This window comes from Mycobacterium sp. NGS61 (assembly GCF_059812325.1).
This window is the reverse complement of the sequence record NZ_JCALCL010000004.1, coordinates 127,988-148,919: the sequence shown is the minus strand read 5'-3', so window position 1 is coordinate 148,919 and position 20,932 is coordinate 127,988. Positions and strand designations below refer to the sequence as shown.

The window sequence follows — 20,932 nt, the reverse complement described above, 5'->3', positions numbered from 1 at the left end:
TCGGCTCGAACTATGGTTCAGCAAGGCCGACGCCGATTTCCCCATGCTCGTCGAGCACTACATGCACAGACGCATCGATCTCGACTCACTCATCACTCGGGTCATCGACCTGGAAGACATCAGCGAGGGGTTCGACGAGATGAAGCGTGGCGTCGGAATTCGTTCAGTGATCGAATACTGATGAACATCTCGTCCGCCCGCCGGAAGCCTGCAGAAGAACAAGCAAGGGAGTCGCGCGGTGGCGTTCAATAGTTCGCGTCTTGCCTTCGAGCGTGCTCGTCGCAGTCTCGGCGGGGGAGTAGGGTCCGGTCTTCGCGCCGCCATGCGCCCCACCCGCTTTTCGTGCGGGTGCGCGGCGCGTACGTCTGGGACTTGGACGGTGACCGCTACGTCGACTACCTGATGACTTGTGGCCCAATACTTCTCGGGCACAGTGATCCGCGCATCGTGGATGCCGTCCGACAGGTTGTCGGTGCGATGCAGGTGGTCTGCCGGCATGTGCGATCGGCACGGAGTTGTGCTCATCTTCGACGAAGTGATCGCCGGATTCCGGCTGGCCGGTGGCGGCACCGCCGAGAATACGTTGTGCTGCCGGATCTTTCGGTGTTCGGCCAGGCGATGGCAGGTGGATCCACCCAGAGCGGCGTCGTCGGCCGCACCGAGCGCACCCCTCCGCTGATGTCGAGGCGACCGCCGAGACTCTCAATCACATACTCCGACAACCCCACTGAAGAAATGAGATCGTTGGTCAGAGCCGGTAAAGATGCTGTACTCCACGCTGCCGATCTTCATGACAGTGCAGTCACTTTCTGATCCGGCTTCGCATCGGCGGAAATGTTGTGGGTGTGCATTGCGCGGTAGGCGAGGTAGTAGACCAAGCCCTGAGCGCCCCACGTCGTCAGCGCGGCGGTGTAGAAGATCGTGCGAAGTTCGTCGTCGAAGGGGAGCGGAAAGAAGTCGTAGGTGACCGCGATCGCGGTCCCCGCAGCCGTGACCAACGCCGCCCAGCCGGCAAGATGCTTGACGCCGATGCCCCACAGCCGCGTCACGAAGTACGCGAGGAACAGCGTGGTGAGCAGGTTCATCACGACGAAGAAGCTGGCGGGGCCGACGTGCAGCGTCGAGTGGTCCAGCCCGCCCAGGACGAGTCCGCCCACAACGGCGAGCCCGAACGCGCCGACCTCGACCGCCAGGGTCGGCTTGTACCGGTGGGTCACCACCATCAGGCCTAACACCGGGACGAGTGTGAAGCCGAACGACCGGGAGAACGCGTCGAGGAAGAAGGCGACGGAAAACGGGACGTTGCCGGCTTCGGGGCCGAGCAGCGAGCCAACGAGGAAGTTTGTCGCCGATACACCGACGACCATGCATTCGAGGCCGAGCAGCCAGTTGCCGTAGTTGCGGAGGAACTTCCAGCCGCACAAGAAGCCGACGACGATCAGCCGCACATCGGACAGGAGGAACGCGATGTCCTTCATTTGCCAGGGTTCCTTTCAAGATTCAGGTGCCTCTACTGTCGCCGGCTGGTCACTGCGGTCACAACGACACTGCGCACCTGTTCAGGGGCGCACCAAGGGCACCGTGCACCCGTCAGACACCCCGGTACCGCTCCCGGTGCACCATGCACTCGCTCGGACGAAAGGAGGTGCGCAACGTCGTAGTGAGCAACGCCATACCTCAGCCACTGTGGACGTCACGAAGTCACCAGAACGACGAGGAGTTGGCAGCCATGACAACTGAGGTATTGGGCGAGGTCGAGGAGTTCGACGTCGTCATCATCGGAGCGGGAATCTCGGGAATCGGCGCGGCAACGTATTTCACCCGCGAGCTTCCGGACAAGTCCCTCGTCGTGTTGGAGGGCCGCGACAACATCGGCGGCACATGGGATCTCTTCCGCTACCCGGGCATCCGCTCCGACTCCGACCTGCACACCTTCGGGTACGAGTTCAAGCCGTGGCGCCACGAGTCGGCGATCGCCGACGCACACCTGATCCGGGAGTACCTCCAGGAAACGGTCGACGAGAACAACCTGGCGGGCCTCATCAAGTTCCGGCACCGCGTCGCACAGTCCGAATGGTCCTCGACGGACTCGAAGTGGACGCTCACCGTCGAAGCGACAGACCCCGTCACCGGCTGGACTGCCACGAAGACGATCCGCACTGGGTGGGTTTTCGCGGCCACTGGTTACTACCGCTACGACCAGGGGTTCGCTCCGGAGTTTGCCGGCCGCGACGACTTCGAAGGGCTGGTGGTGCACCCCCAACACTGGCCGGACAACCTCGACTACCGCGGCAAGAAGGTCGTCATCATCGGCAGCGGCGCGACCGCGGTCACGATGGTGCCGGCGATGTTGACCGGCGCTGGTGCGGCCCAACACGTGACGATGCTGCAGCGCACTCCGACCTACATCATGCCGATTCCCCGGGTCGACAGCGTCGCGGTCGCGCTCACGAAACTCCTGGGCGCTAAACGTGGATACGCCGTGACTCGGTTCAAGAACATCTGGATCGAACGCGGGATCGTCAAGGGGCTTCGGATGTTCCCGCACGCTGGGCGAAAGCTGATTCGCCGCGCGAACATCAAGCGACTCCCCGAGGGTTTCGACGTCGACAAGCACTTCAACCCGCCCTACAACCCATGGGACCAGCGACTGTGTGCAGCGCCCGACGGCGACTTCTTCGACGCGATCAAGGACGGCAGCGCCTCGGTGGTCACTGACTCCATCGTGCGGTTCAGCAAGCACGGAATCGTCGTGAAGTCGGGCGAAGAGCTCGAAGCCGACATCATCGTGACCGCCACCGGACTGAACCTGCAACTGTTCGACGGAATGCCGATCGTGGTCGACGGGCAGCAGGTGGACCTCGCCGACTCCTTCGCCTATCGCGGGATGCTTCTGAGCGGAATCCCCAACTGGGCGATGGCCATTGGCTACACGACGTCGTCCTGGACTCTCAAGGTGAGCCTGATGTGCCGCTACTTCATCGACCTCGTCAAGCACATGGATGCCCATGGCTACGACCGGGCGGTCCCGGTTCCGCTGCCCGGAATGGATCGCAGGCCTGTGATGGACCTTCAATCCGGCTACGCCAAGCGCGGGGCGAAGTTCCTACCGAAGCAGGGCGCGGTCGCCCCGTGGCGGATGGCGATGTCGTACCAGGAGGACGCCAAGGCGCTGCGCGGTCCGGTCGCCGACGAGCACCTCGAGTTCGGCGTCAGCGAGAGGGCACAGGCCTATGTCTGACTCAGACCGGTACGCAAACCTCTCATCCGGAGTGACGATCTGCTTCCGTGAGTCCGGAGACAAGGCCGACCCCGCGATCCTGCTCATCGCCGGGCTAGGGGAGGACCTTACCTTCTGGACCGAGTCATTCGTCGGATCGCTTGTCGGCCAGGGTTTTCGGGTCCTTCGCATGGATAACCGGGACATCGGCCAGTCCACGTTCGCGAGCAGCCCGCCCCCCTCGATCTGGCGCCGGGTGTTCGCGCGCCCCCGCAGCGACGCCTACACGCTGGCGGACATGGCAACTGACTGTGTTGAATTGCTCGACCATCTCGGGATCGCGCAAATTCACCTCGTCGGACGATCGATGGGCGGCATGATCGCGCAGACGATCGCGGCGACGAAACCGGAGCGGGTGCTGTCCCTGACGTCCATTTTCTCGACCACCGGCGCGCGCAAAGTCGGCCGGCCTGCGCTGTCGACGATGCGACTGCTCCTCGCTGCGCCGGCCAAGACCAGAACTGCAGCCGTGCGCAACCACCTGCAGATCACTCGGCACATCGCCGGAACGGCGTACCCCATCGACGACGCCGCGGAAGCAGCCGTCGCAGCGCGTGGTTGGGATCGGTGCGCCGGGGACCAGGCCGCCGGAATCGCCCGCCAGATTCAGGCGATCCAGGCATCCGGCGACCGGACCGAACAGTTGCGCAGGATCACTGCACCGACCGTGGTCATCAACGGTGATCGCGACGTCTTGGTGAACCCCAGTGGCGGCGCAGCCACCGTGCAGGCAATCCGCTCGGCCCAGCATGTCGTCATTCCCGGGATGGGCCATCACATTCCCGAGGCCCTCGTCGATCCGATCGCCCAATACGTCTCACAACATGCAGACCGCGTGAACCAAGGAGGGAATCATGTCGAAATCTCGTGAAAGCAGTTCCGGCGCCCCGACTGTCGATGTCGTCATCGTCGGTGCGGGGTTCGCCGGCTTGAGTGCAGCAGAGCGCCTGGTCAGCATGGGGCTTTCAGTCATAGTTGTCGAAGGTCGGGACCGGGTCGGGGGTCGATCGTTCTCCGGTGAGGTCGCTGGCGTCGAGGTGGACCTCGGGGCAACGTGGGTTTCGCCGCGGCACACCGCAATCCGCGACCTCGCCAAGCGAATGGGATGCACGACGACCGGTCAGTTCAACGAAGGCCGCAACGTCCTGTGGATGGCCGGTCGCCGTCGCACGTACAAGGGCACCATCCCTGCCGTCTCCCCGGCAGTCTTGGTCGACATGGCCCGCATCCAGCGGGCGCTGGAAAAGTTGGTACGGACCGTCAACGTCGATGCCGCCTGGGAGTCCCCGGACGCCGTCCAACTCGACGCCGTCTCGTTCGGTGAATGGCTCGATCGCAAAAGGGCGCTGTCCAGTACTCGTGCGCTGATGGCGATTGTCAGCAAGGTGCAGTGGGGCTGCAGCCCGGCAGACGTCTCGCTGCTTCACGTACTGCGCTACATCCGCGCCGCAGGGGGGCTCAGCCATATGCTCGACGTCGAGAACGGGGCCAATCAGGACCGAATCACCGAAACCACTCAGGAGATCGCCAAGCGGCTCGCCGAGCGGCTCGGTGACCGAATTGTCGTAGATGCTCCGGTTCGCCGTATCACTCAAGACGACAACGGCGCAACCGTCCAGACCGACTCGGCAACAATCAGAGCCAAGTACGCCATCGTCACGGTCGCCCCGCCGCACCGCGCCGACATCGAGTTCCAGCCTGCGCTTCCAGAGAAAGCTGCGGGACTCACGAGAACCTGGCCCATGGGCGCGCTCAGCAAGGCGTTCGTTGCCTATGAAAAGCCATTCTGGCGGGCTGACGGGCTTTCGGGTGAAGGGCTTACCGACACCGGAACGGCGTTCATCACCTTCGATGTCTCGCCGGACGACAGTGGACCCGGAATCCTGATGGTGTTCTGCTCCCCGCGCGTGTTCGACGGCTTCAGTCCCGAGATGCGGCGCAGCCGAGTGATCCAACAGCTGGCCGACTTGTACGGCCCACAGGCGATGACCCCCATCGATTACATCGACCACTGCTGGGGCACAGATGCGTTCGCCCCTGGTGGACCGCACCCCGCCGCGCCTCCCTATGCGTCCGTGAGCTACGGCAGCGCCCTCACCGACCCGCACGGGCGGATTTACTGGGCTGGCACCGAAACCGCAGGCGAGTGGGCCGGAACCATGAATGGTGCCATTCTCGCTGGCCTGCGGGCCGCAGAACGGGTCGCCGGGCTGGTCAGCGTCGAGGAAAAGGCGTCGGTGTAAGCGCCTCGTCCCGCACGGTCAGGGGAGACTTGTCGGTATGGAGGATTTGTGGCCCCTGCCCACCGTCGAGGCCGCTGACGCAATCCGAACACTGTGTCAGCGGCTCTTGACGGAGACGGATGCGATGACTGAGGTCATCGCGGGGGCCGCACTCATGGCGCAGTACGAGCCTGCCCTGCTTCCGGATGCGTCGCTGGTCGAGGAGGACCGCCACCTCAACCGCTCCGATCTCGTCCAGTGGCTGACGTCGAACATCCAGCAACCGGGGCGAAGGGTCGAACCTTACATCGGCCCGAGGATAGCGGAGTACATCCGCGACCTCGTTTCCCGCGGCATCGCACCGGATTTCGCGGGAGGATGGCGGGTGGCGCTCGGTGTCGGCTGGCGCCGATGGCTCGAAGAATGCGTGTCGCATTGCACAGACCCTGACCTCCTCGTGGAGGTTCTCGACGTGTCGGCGAAGTCGTTGGTGCAGTACGCCCTCGACTCGGTCTCTGCCCTGCGTGAGGCCAGCCTTGCGGCCGCGATGGGTAATGCGAGTGCCGACGCGATTGCGCTGATACAGCTGATCGCCAGTGGGGCCCCCATGACCGAGGACCTCGCGGAAGGGCGGCTGAGGTACCGGTTGGCCCGCTCGCACGTGGGACTCGTCGTATGGACCGACGATCTTCAGCGGGCCGACGCGTTGGACGACGTGGTCGCGGCCGTGCGTTCCGCTTCGGCGGGGGGAAGCGCCCTGATAGCCCGCGCAAGTGCTGCGTCGCGTTGGATCTGGCTATCCGGGACCGCGACACCTGACGTCCGCCACGTCGAGAAGATCGTGGCGAAGGCAGCGGATATTCGAGCGGCCGTCGGAAGGCCGGGAAAAGGACTCGACGGGTTCAGGTCCAGCCACCAGGACGCCCTCGCGGCTCAGGCGCTGATCGTTCGGCTCGGATCCGACCGGCGCTTTACGGCGTACGCAGACGTCGAGCTCATCGACAGCATTACGACGGACCCCGCCAGCGCACGACGGTTCGTCACCAAGACTCTCGGCGCGTTGGCCGAAGCAGACGAAGCGTTGCGGCTGGCGCTGCTGACCTACGTGCAGTGCGGCTTCAACACCACTCGGGCGGCGGCCAACCTCTATGCGCACCGAAACACCGTCGAGCGCCGGGTGTCGCGTGCTAATGAACTCTCCGTGGTCAAAGTGGAAGACAACCCCACACACGTCGCCGCGGCACTCTTGGTGCTGGATATTGCGCCCAATATCGCGACGACCATGCCCTCCTGATTGCACGAGACGGGGCGTCAAGATGACACCGCGAACAGCATCCGCAGGCGTATACCACCGGCAGGTAGGGAGCGGTCGACCTAACACTGGCCGCTACTGTGTAGACTCCGCCAGAGACGACACCATCGTGAGCGCAACGCCTGTCGCGCTGCCACCCGCTTGGCTCCCGCGGTCGCGGTTTCGTAAAGCTGGCGAATATCAGGTAGGAAGCACCGGCCGCTTCACAACGTCCGCGCGATGATCTCTTTCATGATTTCGTTCGTGCCGGCGTAGATCATCTGCACCCGGTTGTCCGCCCACATACGGGCGATCGGGTATTCGGTCATGTAGCCGTAGCCGCCGTGCAGCTGCAGGCACTGGTCGGCGACGTTCATGGCTCGTTCGGTGGTCCACCACTTGGCCATGGCGACGGTCGGGATGTCGAGTTCGCCGCGTAGGTGTTTGGTGATGCAGTCGTCGAGGAAGACGCGCGCGATCTTGGTCTCGGTGGCAGCTTCGGCGAGTTTGAACTTGGTGTTCTGGAATCCAAAAATCGGCTTGCCGAAGGCTTGTCGGCTCTTGGTGTACGCAATGGTCTGCGCGACAGCCGATTCCATTCCAGCAACCGATCCCACGGCGATGATGAGGCGTTCCTGGGGCAGCTGCTGCATCAGCTGGATGAAGCCCTGCCCTTCGGTGTCGCCCAGCAGGTTGGTGGTGGGGATGCGCACGTCGTCGAAGAACAACTCCGAGGTGTCCTGGCCTTTCTGGCCGATCTTGTCCAGCACGCGACCGCGGCGGAACCCGGGCCGGTCGCCCTCGACGAGCACCAGCGAGATACCGCTGGCGGCTTCGTTGACCGAGGTTTTGACGACGGTGATGATGAGGTCGGCCTGAGAGCCGTTGGTGATGAACGTTTTCGAGCCGTTGACGACGTACTCGTCCCCGTCGCGGATGGCCCGGGTCTTGACGTTCTGCAGATCCGATCCGGTGCCCGGCTCGGTCATCGCGATGGCGCCGACGACTTCGCCGGAGGCCATCCGCGGCAGCCACGTCTGCTTCTGCTCTTCGGTGCCGTAGGCCAGCAGGTAATGCGCGACGATGGTGTTGTGCAGGCTCACTCCCCAGGAGGTGTCCGCAATGCGGGCCTGTTCCTCGATGAGAACCGCTTCGTGGGCAAAGGTTCCGCCGCCCCCGCCGTACTCCTCGGGGATCGACATGCACAGCAGGCCGACCTCTCCGGCCTTGGTCCACAGGTCCCGGTCGACGTGGTGTTGGTCGATGAACTTCTCGACGTTGGGTGTGACCTCCTTGGCGAGGAAGTCACGGACCAGGTCGCGTAGTCCGTCGAGTTCTTCGGTCATCCAAGCCGAGCGGTGCGCCATGAAAATTCCTATTCTCGTACAGGTTTGATGCGGGATGGGTGGTGCCAGGGCTAGGTGCTGAGCCCGAGCAGGGGCGGTAACAGATAGCGGCGGGCGAAGCTGCGTGCCGCGTCGTCGTCGCCGAGGGCGATGTGCTGGGAGGGCGTGAGCACGAACGACAGACAGATCCGCACGGTCACTTCGGCGATCTCGAGGAGTTCCAGTTGCGTGCGGTCGTCGTGCGGCAGTTCCGAGGACAGTTGGCGGGCCAGGAACGCCGACGCCGTCTGCATGGTGCTGGACCCCTCAGTGGTCAGGAAGGGCAGTACCGCTTCGGGCTCGGTCGCCAGCAGGCGCTGCAACAGGGTGTGTTCGCGCAACGTGTTGAGGACGAAGACGAACCCTTCGACGAACTTGTCCTCGACGGTGGACTGCTGGCCTGCGTAACTGTTCAGCTCCCGCAGGAACGTCTCGAGTTCGCGAACCAGGACCGCCTCGATGATCGCGTCCTTGCTGGAGAAATACCGGTAGAGGGTGACCCGCGACAGCCCGGAGCGACGGGTGATGTCCTCCACCGTGGACCGGTTGATGCCGAACACCTCGAACTGGCTCAGCGCGGAGTCCAGAATGCGCTCAGCGGTGGTTCCTTCGGCCGGTATCGATCCGACTTTCTGCACCGCCTTGGCGAGTAGCCCGGTGTACCTCACCGCCGCACCACCCGATTTGAAACAAACACACCGATAATGTTACATCGATACATATGCAACACAACGATGTAGTGCATCGGCCGAGTCGGCAGAGTAGAGCTCTGTTTGCGCTCAGCCGTTCGACGATGCGGCCGTTGGCCGGCGTGCTGCCCGGCAACCCGATGGGCGTGGCCGGTCTGGACGCGACGCTGCGGGTGTTCCTGGCGGCGGCGTCCGCGCCGCGGCGGGGGCTGCGCATCGAACCTGTCGACATGTCTGGCGTGGACGGCCGGATCCGTGGCGAATGGGTCTGTGCGGCCGGAGTCGATCCCGGCGGGCCTGCGGTGCTCTACATTCACGGCGGCGCCTTCGTGGCGTGCTCCCCGCGGACCCATCGCGGGCTGATCGGCGAGTTGTCCGCCGCGGCCGGCCGTCCGGTTTTCGCCGTCGAATATCGCAAGGCACCGCTGTACCCCTTCCCGCACGCGGTGGACGACGCCGTACGGGCCTACCGGTGGTTGACAGCATCGGGGCGGCCAGTGGCGGTGGCCGGCGATTCTGCCGGCGGCCAATTGGCCGTGGCCACCACCCTGGCAGCGCGCCGGCAAGGTCTGCCGGCTCCCACCGCGGTGCTGTTGTTCTCGCCCGCGCTGGATCTGACCGGTGGCCTCGCGGTCAGCAGGGATCGCCGCCGACGTGACGCCTTCGCCCCGGCGCGGCGGGTGGGAGCGACGTTCGCGTTCTACATCGGCGAGGCGGACCCTCGCCACGAGTTGCTGGATGTGCTCAATGCCGACGTCGACGGATTTCCGCCGACGATGATCCATGTCGGCGGCACCGAAATGCTGCTTGACGATGCCCGTTCGTTCGCTGCCCGGCTGGGGGCGGCCGGCGCGGCGGTCAGCCTGCACGTCGCGCGGGGACAAATACATGTCTTCCCTGCCATGTTCCGCGCCATTCCCGAAGCGCGGACCGCGCTGCGGCACAGCGGCGACTTCTTGGCCGCTGCCCTCGCGCCCGGGCGCTGCGACCCGCCGCAGGCGGTCCCGCCTGCCCAAAGAGTTGCTGCCCGGGGGCGATTGCGACGAGGCGTGCAGAACCTGCGCGGCCGCAATGTTCTCCGGCATCCGAAAGGGGTTGCCGCAACGCCTGATTCAGGCACGCTCCAGCACGTCATCCGCACGGCGGCGGCGGACGAGGCCCTTCCGCAGACCGTCCGCGAGCGATAGTGCCATTAGCTGTTGGCACATTGACAAATGGCAGAGTCCGTGGTGGGCTCGGGACATGACGGTTCCCGTCCGAATGCCGCTCGGTCCTTGTTCGCGGCCGGTTCGGCACTGCAGGCCGATCTCCGAGTGAATCCCCGAAAGGACTGATTGATCGTGGCGATGGATCTGGACAGCATGTTGCAAAAGATCAAAGACAAGCAGTGGGCCCTGGTCGATATCGACTGGGACGCACCGGGAGCCGAGCTGATCGATCCGGAGTTGTGGGCCAAGCTCAAGCCGTTCATGAGTGACCTGATGTGGATCGAGAACGTCGGTGCCCGTGGTTTCGCCGCGTTAGCCAAGAAGGCACCCAACCCGACGCTGAAGAGCATCTACCAGCATTTCCATGCCGAAGAGCAGAAGCACGCCAACGCCGAACTCGCGCTGATGCGTCGGTGGGGGATGCTCGATGACGACGAGATCCCGGCGCCGAATGTCAACGTGCAGTTGATCATCAACTTCCTGGACAAGCACGCCGACGATCTGAAACTGCCCTTTCTCGGCACGGTGATTCCGATGCTCGAGGTGGCGCTGGACGGGGCCCTGATCAAGTTCATCACCGACGAGATCAAGGACCCGGTGGCCCAAGAGGTGTTTCAACGGATCAACTCGGACGAGTCCCGGCATTTGGCAGTCGACTTCGAGGTGATCGATCTGCTGGGACACGCCACCATGCGCAAGATGCTCATCGACACCGCCGCAGGCTGGCTCAACCCCCAGATCCTGGTCGGCATCTTCAGCTATTTCGCGCTGCTGAACAAGATGCGCGACAACATCGTTGCGATGGGCGTCAACGAACAACGCCTGAACGCAGCGGTACGCCGATTCCAAAGTGTCGGTGAGCGAAGCGCTTTCGCCCGCAAGCTGCCGATGTATCGGCTTGTCGCCTGGCACGGCAAGAAGGTGATCGACCGCACCTCCAAGTACCACTGGTTCGCCGATTCGTTGGTCAAGGTCACCAGTGTCATCCCGATGCCCCTGGTGCACCGCACACCCACCTGGTCGCAGGAACTCACCTACGAACCAGTCGCCTGATGGAGCCCCACGACATGATTTCCGTAGCAATCATCGGTGCCGGGTTCGCCGGCATCGGCGCCGCAATCCGCCTCAAAGACCGCGGCATCACCGACTTTGCGATCTTCGAGCGGGATACCCGGGTGGGAGGCACCTGGCGAGACAACACGTATCCCGGTGCGGCGTGCGACATCCCGTCTCGCTTGTATTCCTACAGTTTCGCGCCGAACCCGGACTGGTCGCGCACCTATTCGGGCAGTGCCGAGATCCTGCAGTACATCGACGGCATGGTCGAATCCCGCGGCATCGCACCGCACATCCGCTTCGCGCACAACGTCACCGGCGTCGTCTACGACGAGGCGCAGGGACAGTGGACGCTCAGTTTTGCCGACCGTGAACCGGTCCGCGCCCGCACCGTCATCGTTGCCTCGGGCCCGCTGTCGAACGCGAGCTTGCCCAACCTGCCAGGCATCGACACGTATGCGGGACGCAAAATCCACAGCGCCCGTTGGGATCACGACTACGACTTCACCGGTAAAAAGGTCGCGGTGATCGGTACCGGCGCCAGCGCCGTGCAGATCATCCCGGAATTGGTCAAGGTCGCCGAATCGGTCAAGGTGTTCCAACGCACGCCGGGGTGGGTGCTGCCGAAGTTCAACGGCGAGGTCAGCGGGTGGATCAAACGTGTCCATAAGGAACTGCCGCTGGCCGGCAAGCTGGTCCGGTCCGCCTGGTACTGGGGACACGAGTCGGTAGCGCTCGGCGTGGTGTGGGATACCCCGTTCACCCGGGTGGTGGAGGCCGTGAGCCGGGCCAATCTGCGGGTGCAGGTACGGGATCCGTGGATGCGGCGCCAGCTGCAGCCGGACTTCTCGGCCGGTTGCAAACGGCTGCTGATGACCAGTGACTACTATCCGGCGCTGCAAGCCGAGAACTGCAAACTGGTGACCTGGCCGATTGCCCGGTTGTCGCCCAAGGGAATTCGGACGGTCGAGGGCATCGAGCATCACTTCGACGCCATCGTGTTCGCTACCGGCTTCGACGTGTCCACGACCGGATCGCCGATCCCGGTCACCGGGATCGAGGGCAGGGAACTGGCCTCGGAGTGGAGCAAAGGTGCATACGCCTATCGCAGCGTTGCCGTATCCGGTTATCCCAACCTGTTTTTCACCTTCGGGCCGAACTCCGGACCGGGCCACAGCTCGGCGCTGGTGTACATGGAGGCCCAGATCGACTACATCGTCGCGGCGATTTTCAAGCTGCTGGAATTCGGTTGGAAGTCGCTCGACGTCCGGCCCGAGGTGCAGGACCGGTACAACGAGGACATCCAGCGGCGCCTGCAAGCCACCACCTGGAACTCCGGCTGCCAGAGCTGGTACCTGACCGAGGACGGCTTCAACGCCACCATGTATCCCGGCTTTGCCACCCAGTACGTGAAACAACTGAAGGCACTGGATCTGCAGGATTACAAGATCACCGCAGCACTGAACACCGCCGATCCGGTTCTCACCGGATAGGCTCCCCCGGTGACCGAGTACCGCATCGACGACCTTGCGCGCGAAGCGGGTACCACCACCCGCAACGTGCGGGTCTACCAGGAGAACGGCCTGCTGGCTCGTCCCCAGCGGCGCGGCCGGGTGTCGATCTACACCGACCGGCACCTCAGCCAGCTGCAGGCGGTCACCCGACTGCTCAAAGAAGGCTTCACCGTCAAGCACATCCTGAAATTCGTGACCGGTCTGCAGAGCGGTCAGGAGCTGGTCGAGGTGCTGGACCTCGCGGACCTGGGCGAGTTGGTGACCTCGCCGTGGTCACACCCGGAGTCGCGGGTCATGTCGTTGGAGCAGTTGCAGGACAAGCTCGGTCCCCTGGACGCAAAGACGCTTCGCCGGCTGTGCAGCAGCGGGGTGATCGAACCTTCCGGTGACGGCTACCTGGTGCCGGACCGCCGGATCATCAACGACTTTGCGACCCTGATGTCTCGCGGTATGCCGCTGGCCGCCATCTTGACGACGTCCGGGGCGGTGGACAAGAAACTCGACGACGCGGCGCGTGCGCTGGCACGGCACGGACACACCGAAATCGTCCGGCAACGCGGCAGCGGCTGGTATCCCACCAACGATGCCGAATTGGCCTGGGCCGCAGACATTATCGATGTCATGCGGCGGGTGGCACGACGTTCCGCCCAGGCCAGCCTGGACCGGGCACTCGATGAAGCAGTGCGCGCCGAAATGCGCGAATACCGCCAGGCGGCAGTACAAACCAGCGCCCCGGACGTGTCGACGGCTGCCCGGTAATCGGGGAGCCTCGGCCCGGGGAATGCGTCACGCCGACGCCGCGACCGCTTCCCGCAACCCCCGGGTCGCCAACACGTCAGCCAATTCGTTGTCCGCGACGCCGGAGTGGCCCTTCACCCAGAACCATTCGACTTGATGTCTGGCACAAGCGATCTGGAGCCGGCGCCACAGGTCGACATTCTTCACCGGCTGCTTTGCCGCGGTCTGCCAGCCGTTGCGCTCCCAGCCGAGCACCCACTTGGTGATGCCGTTGCGGACGTAGGTGCTGTCGGTGTAGAGGTGCACCAGCACGGGTCTGGTCAGGGCTTCGAGCGCCATGATCGGCGCGGTCAACTCCATCCGGTTATTGCTTGTCGGACCGGGCTCACCGCCACACATCTCGCGGACGTGCTGTCGTTGCCGCAGCACCGCTCCCCAACCGCCGGGGCCGGGATTGGGGCGGCAACCTCCGTCGGTGTGGATGACAACGGGATCCATCGGATCAGTTTCGCACCTCGACCGATGGGTCCCGCTGACGCACCTGGGACGTGTCGCGCGAGCCGCGGTCGACGGCCTAGAGTCGGCTCCCGTGATCGTGCTGCTGCCGCCGTCGGAAACCAAACGGGACGGTGGCACCCCAACCCCACTGCACCTCGAACAACTCAGCAATCCTGGTCTCAACCAGCTGCGTTCTGCGCTGATCGGCGAACTCGTCGACCTCGCATCCGACCCAGCGGCATGCAGAGCGGCACTGGCGATCTCATCTGGACAGGACGCCGCGATCGCGCACAACGCCACCCTGCGTACGGCGCCGACGCTGCCGGCCATCCGCCGCTACACCGGCGTCCTGTACGACGCCTTGGATATCGACTCGCTCAACGGCGCCCAAGCAGCGCGCGCGCATGCCCGGCTGGCCATCGGCTCGGCGTTGTTCGGGCTGCTTCGCGCCGACGATCAGGTGCCCACCTACCGGCTTTCGGCGACGTCGAAACTGCCCGCGAAACCCACGCTGGCCGCCCGGTGGCGGCCCCTGCTGGAGCCGCTGCTTGCCGAACTGGCCGGCGAACACCTGATCGTGGATCTGCGTTCCGGATCCTATGCAGCGCTGGGCAGGACACCGACTGCGGTCCGCGTGGAGGTACTGAACGAGCACCCTGACGGTCGCCGCACCGTCGTCTCCCATTTCAACAAGGCCCACAAGGGCCGGTTGGCGCGCGCGCTGGCCGCCAGCCGCGCCGAGCCCGACAACGCGGCCGCGGTAGCTGCCGTCGCCCGCCGGGCGGGTATGTGCGTGGAGCGCAACGGAAATGACCTGACCGTCGTCGTCACCCCGGACCGATGACCGCGGTGGCCGACGAATGAGCTTTTTTAGCCAAAATAGACAATTCGGTTAGAATCAGGGTCAAGAGTCACAAACTCGGCAGAGGAGGCGCAATGTCCACCGTCACGTTCCGCAACCGCGAGGGCCGGCTGGTCGATGTGCCGACGGTGGCTGCCAGCCGGCTCAAGAATGAGTTCGGCTCGGTCTTCGAACAGGCCGCAGTGGACGGCGCGGTCGTGATCACCAAACACAACACTCCCAGAGCGGTGCTGGTGGCGTTCGCAGAGTTCGAAGCATTGGTCAACTCGGTCACCCCGGACCTGAACGCGCTCGGTGGCCAGTTCGACGAGCTGCTGGCGGCGATGCAGACGCCGCAGGCCAAAGCGGGTGTGGCAGCGGCGTTCAACGCCACCCCCGAAGAGCTCGGCACCGCGGCGGTGGCGGCGGCCAAGCCCGCGAAACGGCGGTAGCCCGGCCGGCCCGTGGCTCGCAAAGCACCTGTCGCGCCGCGACTGTATGTTCTGGCGGGCGTCAACGGCGCCGGCAAAAGCAGCATCGGCGGTGCCGCGATCCGCGCCGCCGGGGGTGAGTACTACAACCCCGATGAGGCGGCCCGTGCGCTACGGCGGTCCAATCCGAGCTGGGACCAAACCGAGTCGAACGCCGCGGCGTGGCAGCAGGGCCGAAAACTGTTGGAACGGGCGATAACTGAACGACTCGATTTCACCTTCGAGACCACCCTCGGCGGCAACACCATGCCGGCTCTGATTTCCCGGGCCGCCGCTGAGGGAATCGAGGTTCGGGTCTTCTACGTGGGGCTGGAAAGCGCCGAAGCCCACATCGAGCGGGTGCGGCACCGGGTCCGAGCCGGCGGTCACGATATCCCGGAAGCTGCGATCCGCCGCCGCTACCGGCACAGCCTGCTCAATCTGGTGCACGTGCTGCCGGTACTGACCGAGCTGCGGGTGTACGACAACTCGGCGGATGCTGATCCCGCAACCGGCCACACCCCACTTCTGCGGCTGGTGCTGCACGTGGACCGAGGTCGCATCGTGGGACCACCCGATCTGGCTGCGACCCCTCGCTGGGCGAAACCCGTTGTCGCCGCGGCCCTTCGAAATGGGTGAGGTCAGCGGAACCGCACGTTGAGCGTCGCCAACCCGAAGATCTTCTTGCCTGCAGATTTGGCGCCGACCAGGACAACACCGGACCGGGTCGCCGGGTCCAGCGATTTGATCCGACCGCTGAATTCGATGTCGGCGCCCTCGATCGCAGAGACGATAGCGGGCGCCGACAACCGGACCGCGAATCGGGTCACCGCACCGGGGTCGCCCGTCCACGCGGAGGCGTAGCCGGCACCCAGACCCATGGTGAGCATGCCGTGGGCGATGACGTCGGGCAGCCCGGCGAGCCTGGCCAGGTTCTCGTCCCAGTGGATCGGGTTCGCGTCGCCGGCGACGCCGGAATAATTCACCACGTCACCGCGGGACAGGTGCGCGTTGTGCAGCGGTAGCTCATCACCCACCTGCACGTCGTCGAAGGACGGTGTGCCGGGCATCCGGTTGCCCCCGTCGGCGATGCGGAACTCGCCGTCGGGACGCACGGTCTTGCGGTAGTCGGTGTCGGATTCCTCGCTCACCAGCACTTTCACGTCGTGCATCATGGCGTTCTGCACAGCGGCTTTGATGGCCGGATCGACCTCTTCGGTGGTCACCCCCACCACCGTGGTGTGCAGGGTGTGCACCCGCTCGCCGGACTGGTCGGTGAAGGTGTTGGTGACCGTGATCAGCTCCCTGCCGGCGACTTTGCGCACCGCCGTCAGCTCGACGTCGACGTGCAGTTCGTCGCCGGCCACAATTGGCCGATGCTGCTCGAAGACTTCTTCGGTCTGCACGTACGTGTCGTAGCCGACGACCACGGTTTCGAACATGCGGCGATTGCACGCCATACCCGGGACCGAGGTGAACGTCAGCGGCGCCACCAGGTCTGAATAGCCCAGCGCGCCCGCGGCAGCCACGTCCCAGTGCGCGGGGTGGTAGTCCTGCACCGCGCGTGCGTATTCGCGCACTTTCTCGCGGCCGACCAGGTAGGTGTTGTCCATCCGGTAGTAGTGGCCGACTCGTGCCTCGATCGCCGACGCCTCTGCTGTCGTCATGAAATGCCCAACTTTTCTGTCGGCTTGTTCACGGAAGCCGACCAAAGCACACTAACGTGCCGGGCCTGGTTGGCAGTTCGGACACCACCAGGTCCGACGCCGTTCCGGGTCGTTGGGCACCTCGGCGACCACCTGCACCTCGGTGCCGCAGCGCAGGCACGGCCGGCCCGCGCGTCCGGCCACCCAGTGCTGCCCACCCTTACCCCGGCGGCCGGTCGTCACCTGCATCGCACCGGGGAAGGTCGCCGAATGGCGCAATGCGCGCGAACCCACCTCCAGCAACGCGGGGACGTCGACCGCCCCGATCGGCGTCCACGGGTTGTGCCCGCGCAGGAAGCACAGTTCGTTGGCCCACAGGTTGCCGAACCCGGCAACACACCGCTGGTCGAGTAGCGCGGCGACCAGGGGCCGACCGGGATCAGCGGTGAGTCGCCGAGTCGCCTCGGCGGGATCCCAGTCCGCACGTAGCGGGTCGGGGCCGAGGTGACCGACCACGCACGTCTCGTCCCTGGTGCGCAGCAGTTCGACCACCGGCAGCCGGATGCCGTAGGCCGCGGGGCCGTCCGTGCGCAGCACCACCCGGACATCGGGCATCACCGCCGACGGCAGCCGGCGACCGGCCAGGGAGATGGTCCACGAGCCGGACATCTTCAGGTGGGTGTGCAGGGTGAGGTCGCCGGACAGCCGGGTCAGTAGGTGCTTGCCGTGTGTGACGTGCGCCTGCACCGTTCGCCCGACCAGGTCCGCCGTGGCATGGGACGGCACGCGTAGTTCGCCGTGGGTCAGGACGCGATCGACCAGGGCTGCGTCGAGGCGGCGGGCCAGGGCGTACACGGTGTCGCCTTCAGGCATGCGGCCTACACACGGCCCTTCCGGACCAGGTTCCCGACAGCCACTTCGGGGACTTACCCGTGTTCGAGGCCGGCGAATCTGGCCGGAGCTCTATCCCTGGACGCGATTGGACGGTATTGGTCATGGAACGGGTATATGTGCCGGAGAATCGTCGACGCCCCCACAGGAGGAGCAAAGCTATGGAATCGGTCAAGGGAACCAACGTCCTGGTCACGGGGGCCGCCATGGGCCTGGGCAAGCTGTTTGCCACCCAGGCCGTGCAGGAAGGTGCTTCCGCGGTGGTGCTGTGGGATGCCAACGAAGCCGCGCTCAAGGACACTGCAGCCGAGTTGGAAGCAGCTGGCGGCACGGTTCATTACGAAACCGTCGACGTCACCTCGCAGGAGAAGGTGGCCGAGGCCGCCGAGCGGACCCGCAGCGAGGTCGGCCGGATCGACGTGCTGTTCAACAACGCCGGCATCGTGCGCGGCAACGGCTACTTCTGGGAGAACGAGCCGAAAGACTTCACGCTGACCATGGAAGTCAACTCCATCGGCCCGATGTTGGTGACCCGCGAATTCCTGCCCGCGATGATCGAGTCCACGGGGCAATGCCGCATCGTCAACATCGCCTCGTCGGCCGGGCTCAACGCCATCCCCCGGATGGCCGCGTATTCCGCCTCCAAGTGGGCGGCGATCGGCTTCTCCGACTCCGTGCGCCTGGAGCTGGAACAGGCGGGCTTCGACCAGGTCAAGGTCACCACGGTCTGCCCGACCTACATCAACACCGGAATGTTCGACGGTGCCAAGGGCATCCTGTTCACCCCGATGCTCGAGCAGGAGGACGTGGTAGCGCGCACGTGGACGGCGATGCTCGCCGGTGACCCGTTCGTCGTCATGCCGTGGACGTCGAAGATGAACAAGGTACTCACCGCGGTGTTGCCGATCCGGCTGCGCGACTTCTACTTGCGCCGGGTCGGTGTATACAACTCGATGGACGAGTTCTCCGGGCACTGACGCGGCTCAGCGACACCGGGCGAAGTCAATCGTCGTTGTCCTCGGCCTGCATCCGCTCCCGGATGCCGCCGCCCACCGTGGTGCCTTCGGCCATCGGTTCGTAGATGGATCCGGTGGTGGGCGGAAGGGGGGCCGCTTTCTCGGCTTCTGACTGAGCCGTCTTGGCGGACAGCCGCTCGGTGAGACCCGGGAAGAGGTTGTGGGAGATGTTGGCGGCGTGCGCTTTTGCGCCGACGGGTTGCTGTTCCTTGGGGTCGGTGCAGGCTTTGACGATGGCGTCCACCACGATCTGCGGGTCGTCCATCGCCGCCATCCGCGGCGCGTGACCGGTGTAGTTCGCCGCATGGGTCCACCACGGTGTGTCGACCGCCCACGGCATGATGGTGCCGACCTTGATGTCGGTGTCGCCGGCCAGTCGCAGTTCTTCGGTCAGCGAACGTCCCAGGCTCAGCACCGCCGCCTTGGTCGCGGCGTAGGTGTTTTGCAGGGCCAGGGGAACTTCGCTGTCGACCGAGCCGATATTGATCAGCGTGCCCTTGCCCTGTGCGCGAAAGTGCCGCAACGCGGCGTGGGCGCCGTAGATCAGTCCCTTGAGGTTCACGTCCACGAGACGGGCGTGATCCTCGATGGGAATGTCCCAGAACAGTCCGAGCGCTCCCACTCCGACGTTGTTGATCCAGACGTCGATGTTGCCGAACCGTTCCATCGTCACCGCGGCGAGGTTGGCGATCTGGTTGGCGTCGCTCACGTCAGTGGGCACCACCAGCGCGGTGCCACCCGTCCGGTCGATTTCAGCGGCCAGTTCATCGAGGACGTGCTGACGGCGCGCCGCCAGCACGACATTCGCGCCCTGACGGGCGAGTTCCAGCGCCACACCGCGGCCGAAACCACTGGAGGCACCGGTGATCACCACCGTGGTGCCTTTGACAGAAGTGGAATCGCTCATCTCAGATCCTTCGGCTCGGAGCACTGGATAACGCATGCGCGTATACCCGCAATGCAACGGACTACTCGGCGTGTGCGAGTCCGCTGACTGTGTGACGCGGCACCGAGGTGCGCGCCGGTCGCCTTCGCCGGAGGATCAAACTGCGGTACAGCGCAATGTATTTGGCGACCATCGCGTCGAGACCGTGACGCTCGACGGCGATCCTGCGTACTGTCGCGCGGGACAGGGCAACGGCCGCGGGAATGGCCGCCGCCATGGCCGTCACATCGCCGCCGGCCACCAGGCGACCGCAGGATTCGTCCAGCAGCTCGGGGATGCCGCCGCGCGCGAAAGCCACCACCGGAGTCCCGCACGCCATGGCTTCGGCAACCACCAAGCCGTACGGTTCGTCCCATAGCGGCGTCGCCAGTGCCGCGGCGGCACCTCCCACCAGTGCCGCCAGGTGTCGCTGGTCGAGGTGGCCCGCGTAGCTGACGCCGTCGCCGAGGTGCGGCGCGATCCGCCGCCGGAAGAAGTCACGATCCACCACGGGCCCGGCGAGCACAAGCCGGTACCCCGCCCGTCGCGCCGCCTCGATCGCGAGCTGCGGACCCTTCTCCGGGACCAGCCGGCCCGACCACACCAGATACGCCCCACCGGTACCCGCCGGCCAACGCTCGACGTCGATCCCGTTCGGCACCACCGCTATTCGGCTGGCGCCGGCATCTGCCCACGCGGCAGCGGCCCGGCGGCTGACCGTTGCGTAGGCCATACCGCGGACCGCACCGACCGCGGCCTCCAGCAGGGGCAACGGCGGGGTGTGGAGGGTGGTCAGCATCGGGGTGGCCAGCCGAGGCGCCATCATGATCGGGACGTAATGCAGGGTGTGATTGTGCACCACGTCGAACCGGGCGCCGCCGTCCCGGATCAGCTCGGCCATCAGGGTGACAAACGCGCGGTGATGAGATTCCTTCACCGCTCCGGGCCGCGGAAACGGTTGTGCGGCAGCGGGACTGCACGTCAGGTCGATGAGCGACAGGCCGGGGTGTGACACTTCGGGGGCCGAACCCGCCGCCGCGAACAGGGTCACCTGGTGCCCGTGCCGGGCCAGGGCACCGGCCAGGTGCCCGATGTGCGCCTCCAGCCCACCGGCAAACGGCTCGCGGATCGGGAAGTGATTGTGCGCGAGCAGTGCGATACGCAGGGCTGCGCACACCAGAACTCCTGACGGATCGACGGACAGGACACCGGTGTGTCTGTACCCGCGCTGAACGACTTCCTGCAGCGGCTCGGCGACCTCT

General features: G+C 65.2%; 22 protein-coding genes and 1 pseudogene. 15 read left to right on the top strand and 8 right to left on the bottom strand.

The window, feature by feature from the left end:
- The first annotated feature begins 43 nt into the window (after window positions 1-43).
- From AC5Y3Z_RS10785 to AC5Y3Z_RS10775, 3 genes and pseudogenes are all read left to right on the top strand, one after another.
- Window positions 44-181 (top strand): hypothetical protein, encoded by a 138-nt coding sequence (locus tag AC5Y3Z_RS10785; RefSeq protein ID WP_473138738.1) that lies wholly within the window; start codon window positions 44-46, stop codon window positions 179-181.
- Window positions 182-342: 161 nt separating this feature from the next.
- Window positions 343-468: pseudogene (locus tag AC5Y3Z_RS10780) on the top strand (aminotransferase class III-fold pyridoxal phosphate-dependent enzyme); the annotation flags it as partial.
- Between the two features lie 28 nt (window positions 469-496).
- Window positions 497-679, top strand: coding sequence for a hypothetical protein (locus AC5Y3Z_RS10775; RefSeq protein ID WP_473138950.1), 183 nt, complete (start codon window positions 497-499; stop codon window positions 677-679).
- A gap of 109 nt (window positions 680-788) precedes the next feature.
- On the opposite strand, the gene AC5Y3Z_RS10770 is transcribed toward AC5Y3Z_RS10775, so the two are convergent.
- Window positions 789-1,478: a transporter gene (locus AC5Y3Z_RS10770; protein ID WP_473138739.1), complete on the bottom strand. Its 690-nt coding sequence runs from the start codon at window positions 1,476-1,478 to the stop codon at window positions 789-791.
- Window positions 1,479-1,729: 251 nt separating this feature from the next.
- Here AC5Y3Z_RS10770 and AC5Y3Z_RS10765 point away from each other — a divergent pair, with 251 nt between their 5' ends.
- From AC5Y3Z_RS10765 to AC5Y3Z_RS10750, 4 genes are all read left to right on the top strand, one after another.
- Complete coding sequence (locus AC5Y3Z_RS10765; protein ID WP_473138740.1) at window positions 1,730-3,241, top strand: flavin-containing monooxygenase; 1,512 nt, start codon at window positions 1,730-1,732, stop codon at window positions 3,239-3,241.
- On the top strand, window positions 3,234-4,151 hold the full coding sequence (locus AC5Y3Z_RS10760; RefSeq protein WP_473138741.1) for an alpha/beta fold hydrolase: 918 nt from the start codon (window positions 3,234-3,236) through the stop codon (window positions 4,149-4,151). The genes AC5Y3Z_RS10765 and AC5Y3Z_RS10760 overlap by 8 nt, the downstream gene beginning before the upstream one ends.
- Window positions 4,135-5,523, top strand: a complete 1,389-nt coding sequence (locus AC5Y3Z_RS10755) for a flavin monoamine oxidase family protein (RefSeq protein WP_473138742.1) — start codon at window positions 4,135-4,137, stop codon at window positions 5,521-5,523. The genes AC5Y3Z_RS10760 and AC5Y3Z_RS10755 overlap by 17 nt, the downstream gene beginning before the upstream one ends.
- A 124-nt stretch (window positions 5,524-5,647) precedes the next feature.
- A complete protein-coding gene (locus tag AC5Y3Z_RS10750) occupies window positions 5,648-6,796 on the top strand; it encodes a PucR family transcriptional regulator (RefSeq protein ID WP_473138743.1) in 1,149 nt (382 codons plus the stop codon).
- Between the two features lie 221 nt (window positions 6,797-7,017).
- Here AC5Y3Z_RS10750 and AC5Y3Z_RS10745 read toward each other — a convergent pair whose 3' ends face one another.
- Entirely contained in the window at window positions 7,018-8,160 is a 1,143-nt protein-coding gene (locus AC5Y3Z_RS10745; protein ID WP_463826347.1) for an acyl-CoA dehydrogenase family protein, read from the bottom strand.
- Window positions 8,161-8,210: 50 nt separating this feature from the next.
- Window positions 8,211-8,846, bottom strand: a complete 636-nt coding sequence (locus AC5Y3Z_RS10740; RefSeq protein ID WP_463826348.1) for a TetR/AcrR family transcriptional regulator — start codon at window positions 8,844-8,846, stop codon at window positions 8,211-8,213.
- Window positions 8,847-8,971: 125 nt separating this feature from the next.
- On the opposite strand from AC5Y3Z_RS10740, the gene AC5Y3Z_RS10735 reads away from it, so the two are divergent.
- The 4 genes from AC5Y3Z_RS10735 (at window position 8,972) to AC5Y3Z_RS10720 (ending at window position 13,404) form a co-directional block, all read left to right on the top strand.
- Complete coding sequence (locus tag AC5Y3Z_RS10735; RefSeq protein WP_473138744.1) at window positions 8,972-10,054, top strand: alpha/beta hydrolase; 1,083 nt, start codon at window positions 8,972-8,974, stop codon at window positions 10,052-10,054.
- Window positions 10,055-10,207: 153 nt separating this feature from the next.
- Complete coding sequence (locus tag AC5Y3Z_RS10730; protein WP_463826350.1) at window positions 10,208-11,128, top strand: ferritin-like domain-containing protein; 921 nt, start codon at window positions 10,208-10,210, stop codon at window positions 11,126-11,128.
- Between the two features lie 14 nt (window positions 11,129-11,142).
- Window positions 11,143-12,624 (top strand): flavin-containing monooxygenase, encoded by a 1,482-nt coding sequence (locus tag AC5Y3Z_RS10725; RefSeq protein WP_473138745.1) that lies wholly within the window; start codon window positions 11,143-11,145, stop codon window positions 12,622-12,624.
- Window positions 12,625-12,633: 9 nt separating this feature from the next.
- Entirely contained in the window at window positions 12,634-13,404 is a 771-nt protein-coding gene (locus AC5Y3Z_RS10720; protein WP_473138746.1) for a MerR family transcriptional regulator, read from the top strand.
- A 27-nt stretch (window positions 13,405-13,431) separates the two neighbouring features.
- On the opposite strand, the gene rnhA is transcribed toward AC5Y3Z_RS10720, so the two are convergent.
- The gene (rnhA, locus tag AC5Y3Z_RS10715; RefSeq protein WP_463826353.1) at window positions 13,432-13,881 is read right to left on the bottom strand and encodes a ribonuclease HI; all 450 of its coding nucleotides are present in this window, start codon (window positions 13,879-13,881) and stop codon (window positions 13,432-13,434) included.
- A 91-nt stretch (window positions 13,882-13,972) separates the two neighbouring features.
- Here rnhA and yaaA point away from each other — a divergent pair, with 91 nt between their 5' ends.
- From yaaA to AC5Y3Z_RS10700, 3 genes are all read left to right on the top strand, one after another.
- Window positions 13,973-14,725 (top strand): peroxide stress protein YaaA, encoded by a 753-nt coding sequence (gene yaaA / locus AC5Y3Z_RS10710; protein WP_473138747.1) that lies wholly within the window; start codon window positions 13,973-13,975, stop codon window positions 14,723-14,725.
- A gap of 92 nt (window positions 14,726-14,817) precedes the next feature.
- Window positions 14,818-15,174, top strand: a complete 357-nt coding sequence (locus tag AC5Y3Z_RS10705; RefSeq protein WP_463826354.1) for a type II toxin-antitoxin system prevent-host-death family antitoxin — start codon at window positions 14,818-14,820, stop codon at window positions 15,172-15,174.
- 12 nt (window positions 15,175-15,186) lie between these two features.
- Window positions 15,187-15,831 (top strand): ATPase, encoded by a 645-nt coding sequence (locus tag AC5Y3Z_RS10700; protein WP_473138748.1) that lies wholly within the window; start codon window positions 15,187-15,189, stop codon window positions 15,829-15,831.
- A 2-nt stretch (window positions 15,832-15,833) separates the two neighbouring features.
- On the opposite strand, the gene AC5Y3Z_RS10695 is transcribed toward AC5Y3Z_RS10700, so the two are convergent.
- Both AC5Y3Z_RS10695 and AC5Y3Z_RS10690 read right to left on the bottom strand, forming a co-directional pair.
- Window positions 15,834-16,859 carry a fused (3R)-hydroxyacyl-ACP dehydratase subunits HadA/HadB gene (locus tag AC5Y3Z_RS10695; protein WP_473138749.1) on the bottom strand — a complete coding sequence of 342 codons (1,026 nt, stop codon included), beginning with the start codon at window positions 16,857-16,859 and terminating at the stop codon, window positions 15,834-15,836.
- A gap of 51 nt (window positions 16,860-16,910) precedes the next feature.
- Window positions 16,911-17,711 carry a DNA-formamidopyrimidine glycosylase family protein gene (locus AC5Y3Z_RS10690; protein WP_473138750.1) on the bottom strand — a complete coding sequence of 267 codons (801 nt, stop codon included), beginning with the start codon at window positions 17,709-17,711 and terminating at the stop codon, window positions 16,911-16,913.
- 179 nt (window positions 17,712-17,890) lie between these two features.
- On the opposite strand from AC5Y3Z_RS10690, the gene AC5Y3Z_RS10685 reads away from it, so the two are divergent.
- The gene (locus AC5Y3Z_RS10685) at window positions 17,891-18,706 is read left to right on the top strand and encodes an SDR family oxidoreductase (RefSeq protein WP_463826358.1); all 816 of its coding nucleotides are present in this window, start codon (window positions 17,891-17,893) and stop codon (window positions 18,704-18,706) included.
- A gap of 25 nt (window positions 18,707-18,731) precedes the next feature.
- Here AC5Y3Z_RS10685 and AC5Y3Z_RS10680 read toward each other — a convergent pair whose 3' ends face one another.
- Together AC5Y3Z_RS10680 and AC5Y3Z_RS10675 are read right to left on the bottom strand one after the other, a co-directional pair.
- Window positions 18,732-19,652 carry an SDR family NAD(P)-dependent oxidoreductase gene (locus AC5Y3Z_RS10680; protein ID WP_473138751.1) on the bottom strand — a complete coding sequence of 307 codons (921 nt, stop codon included), beginning with the start codon at window positions 19,650-19,652 and terminating at the stop codon, window positions 18,732-18,734.
- A gap of 61 nt (window positions 19,653-19,713) precedes the next feature.
- Complete coding sequence (locus tag AC5Y3Z_RS10675) at window positions 19,714-20,847, bottom strand: glycosyltransferase (protein WP_473138752.1); 1,134 nt, start codon at window positions 20,845-20,847, stop codon at window positions 19,714-19,716.
- Window positions 20,848-20,932 lie beyond the last annotated feature (85 nt).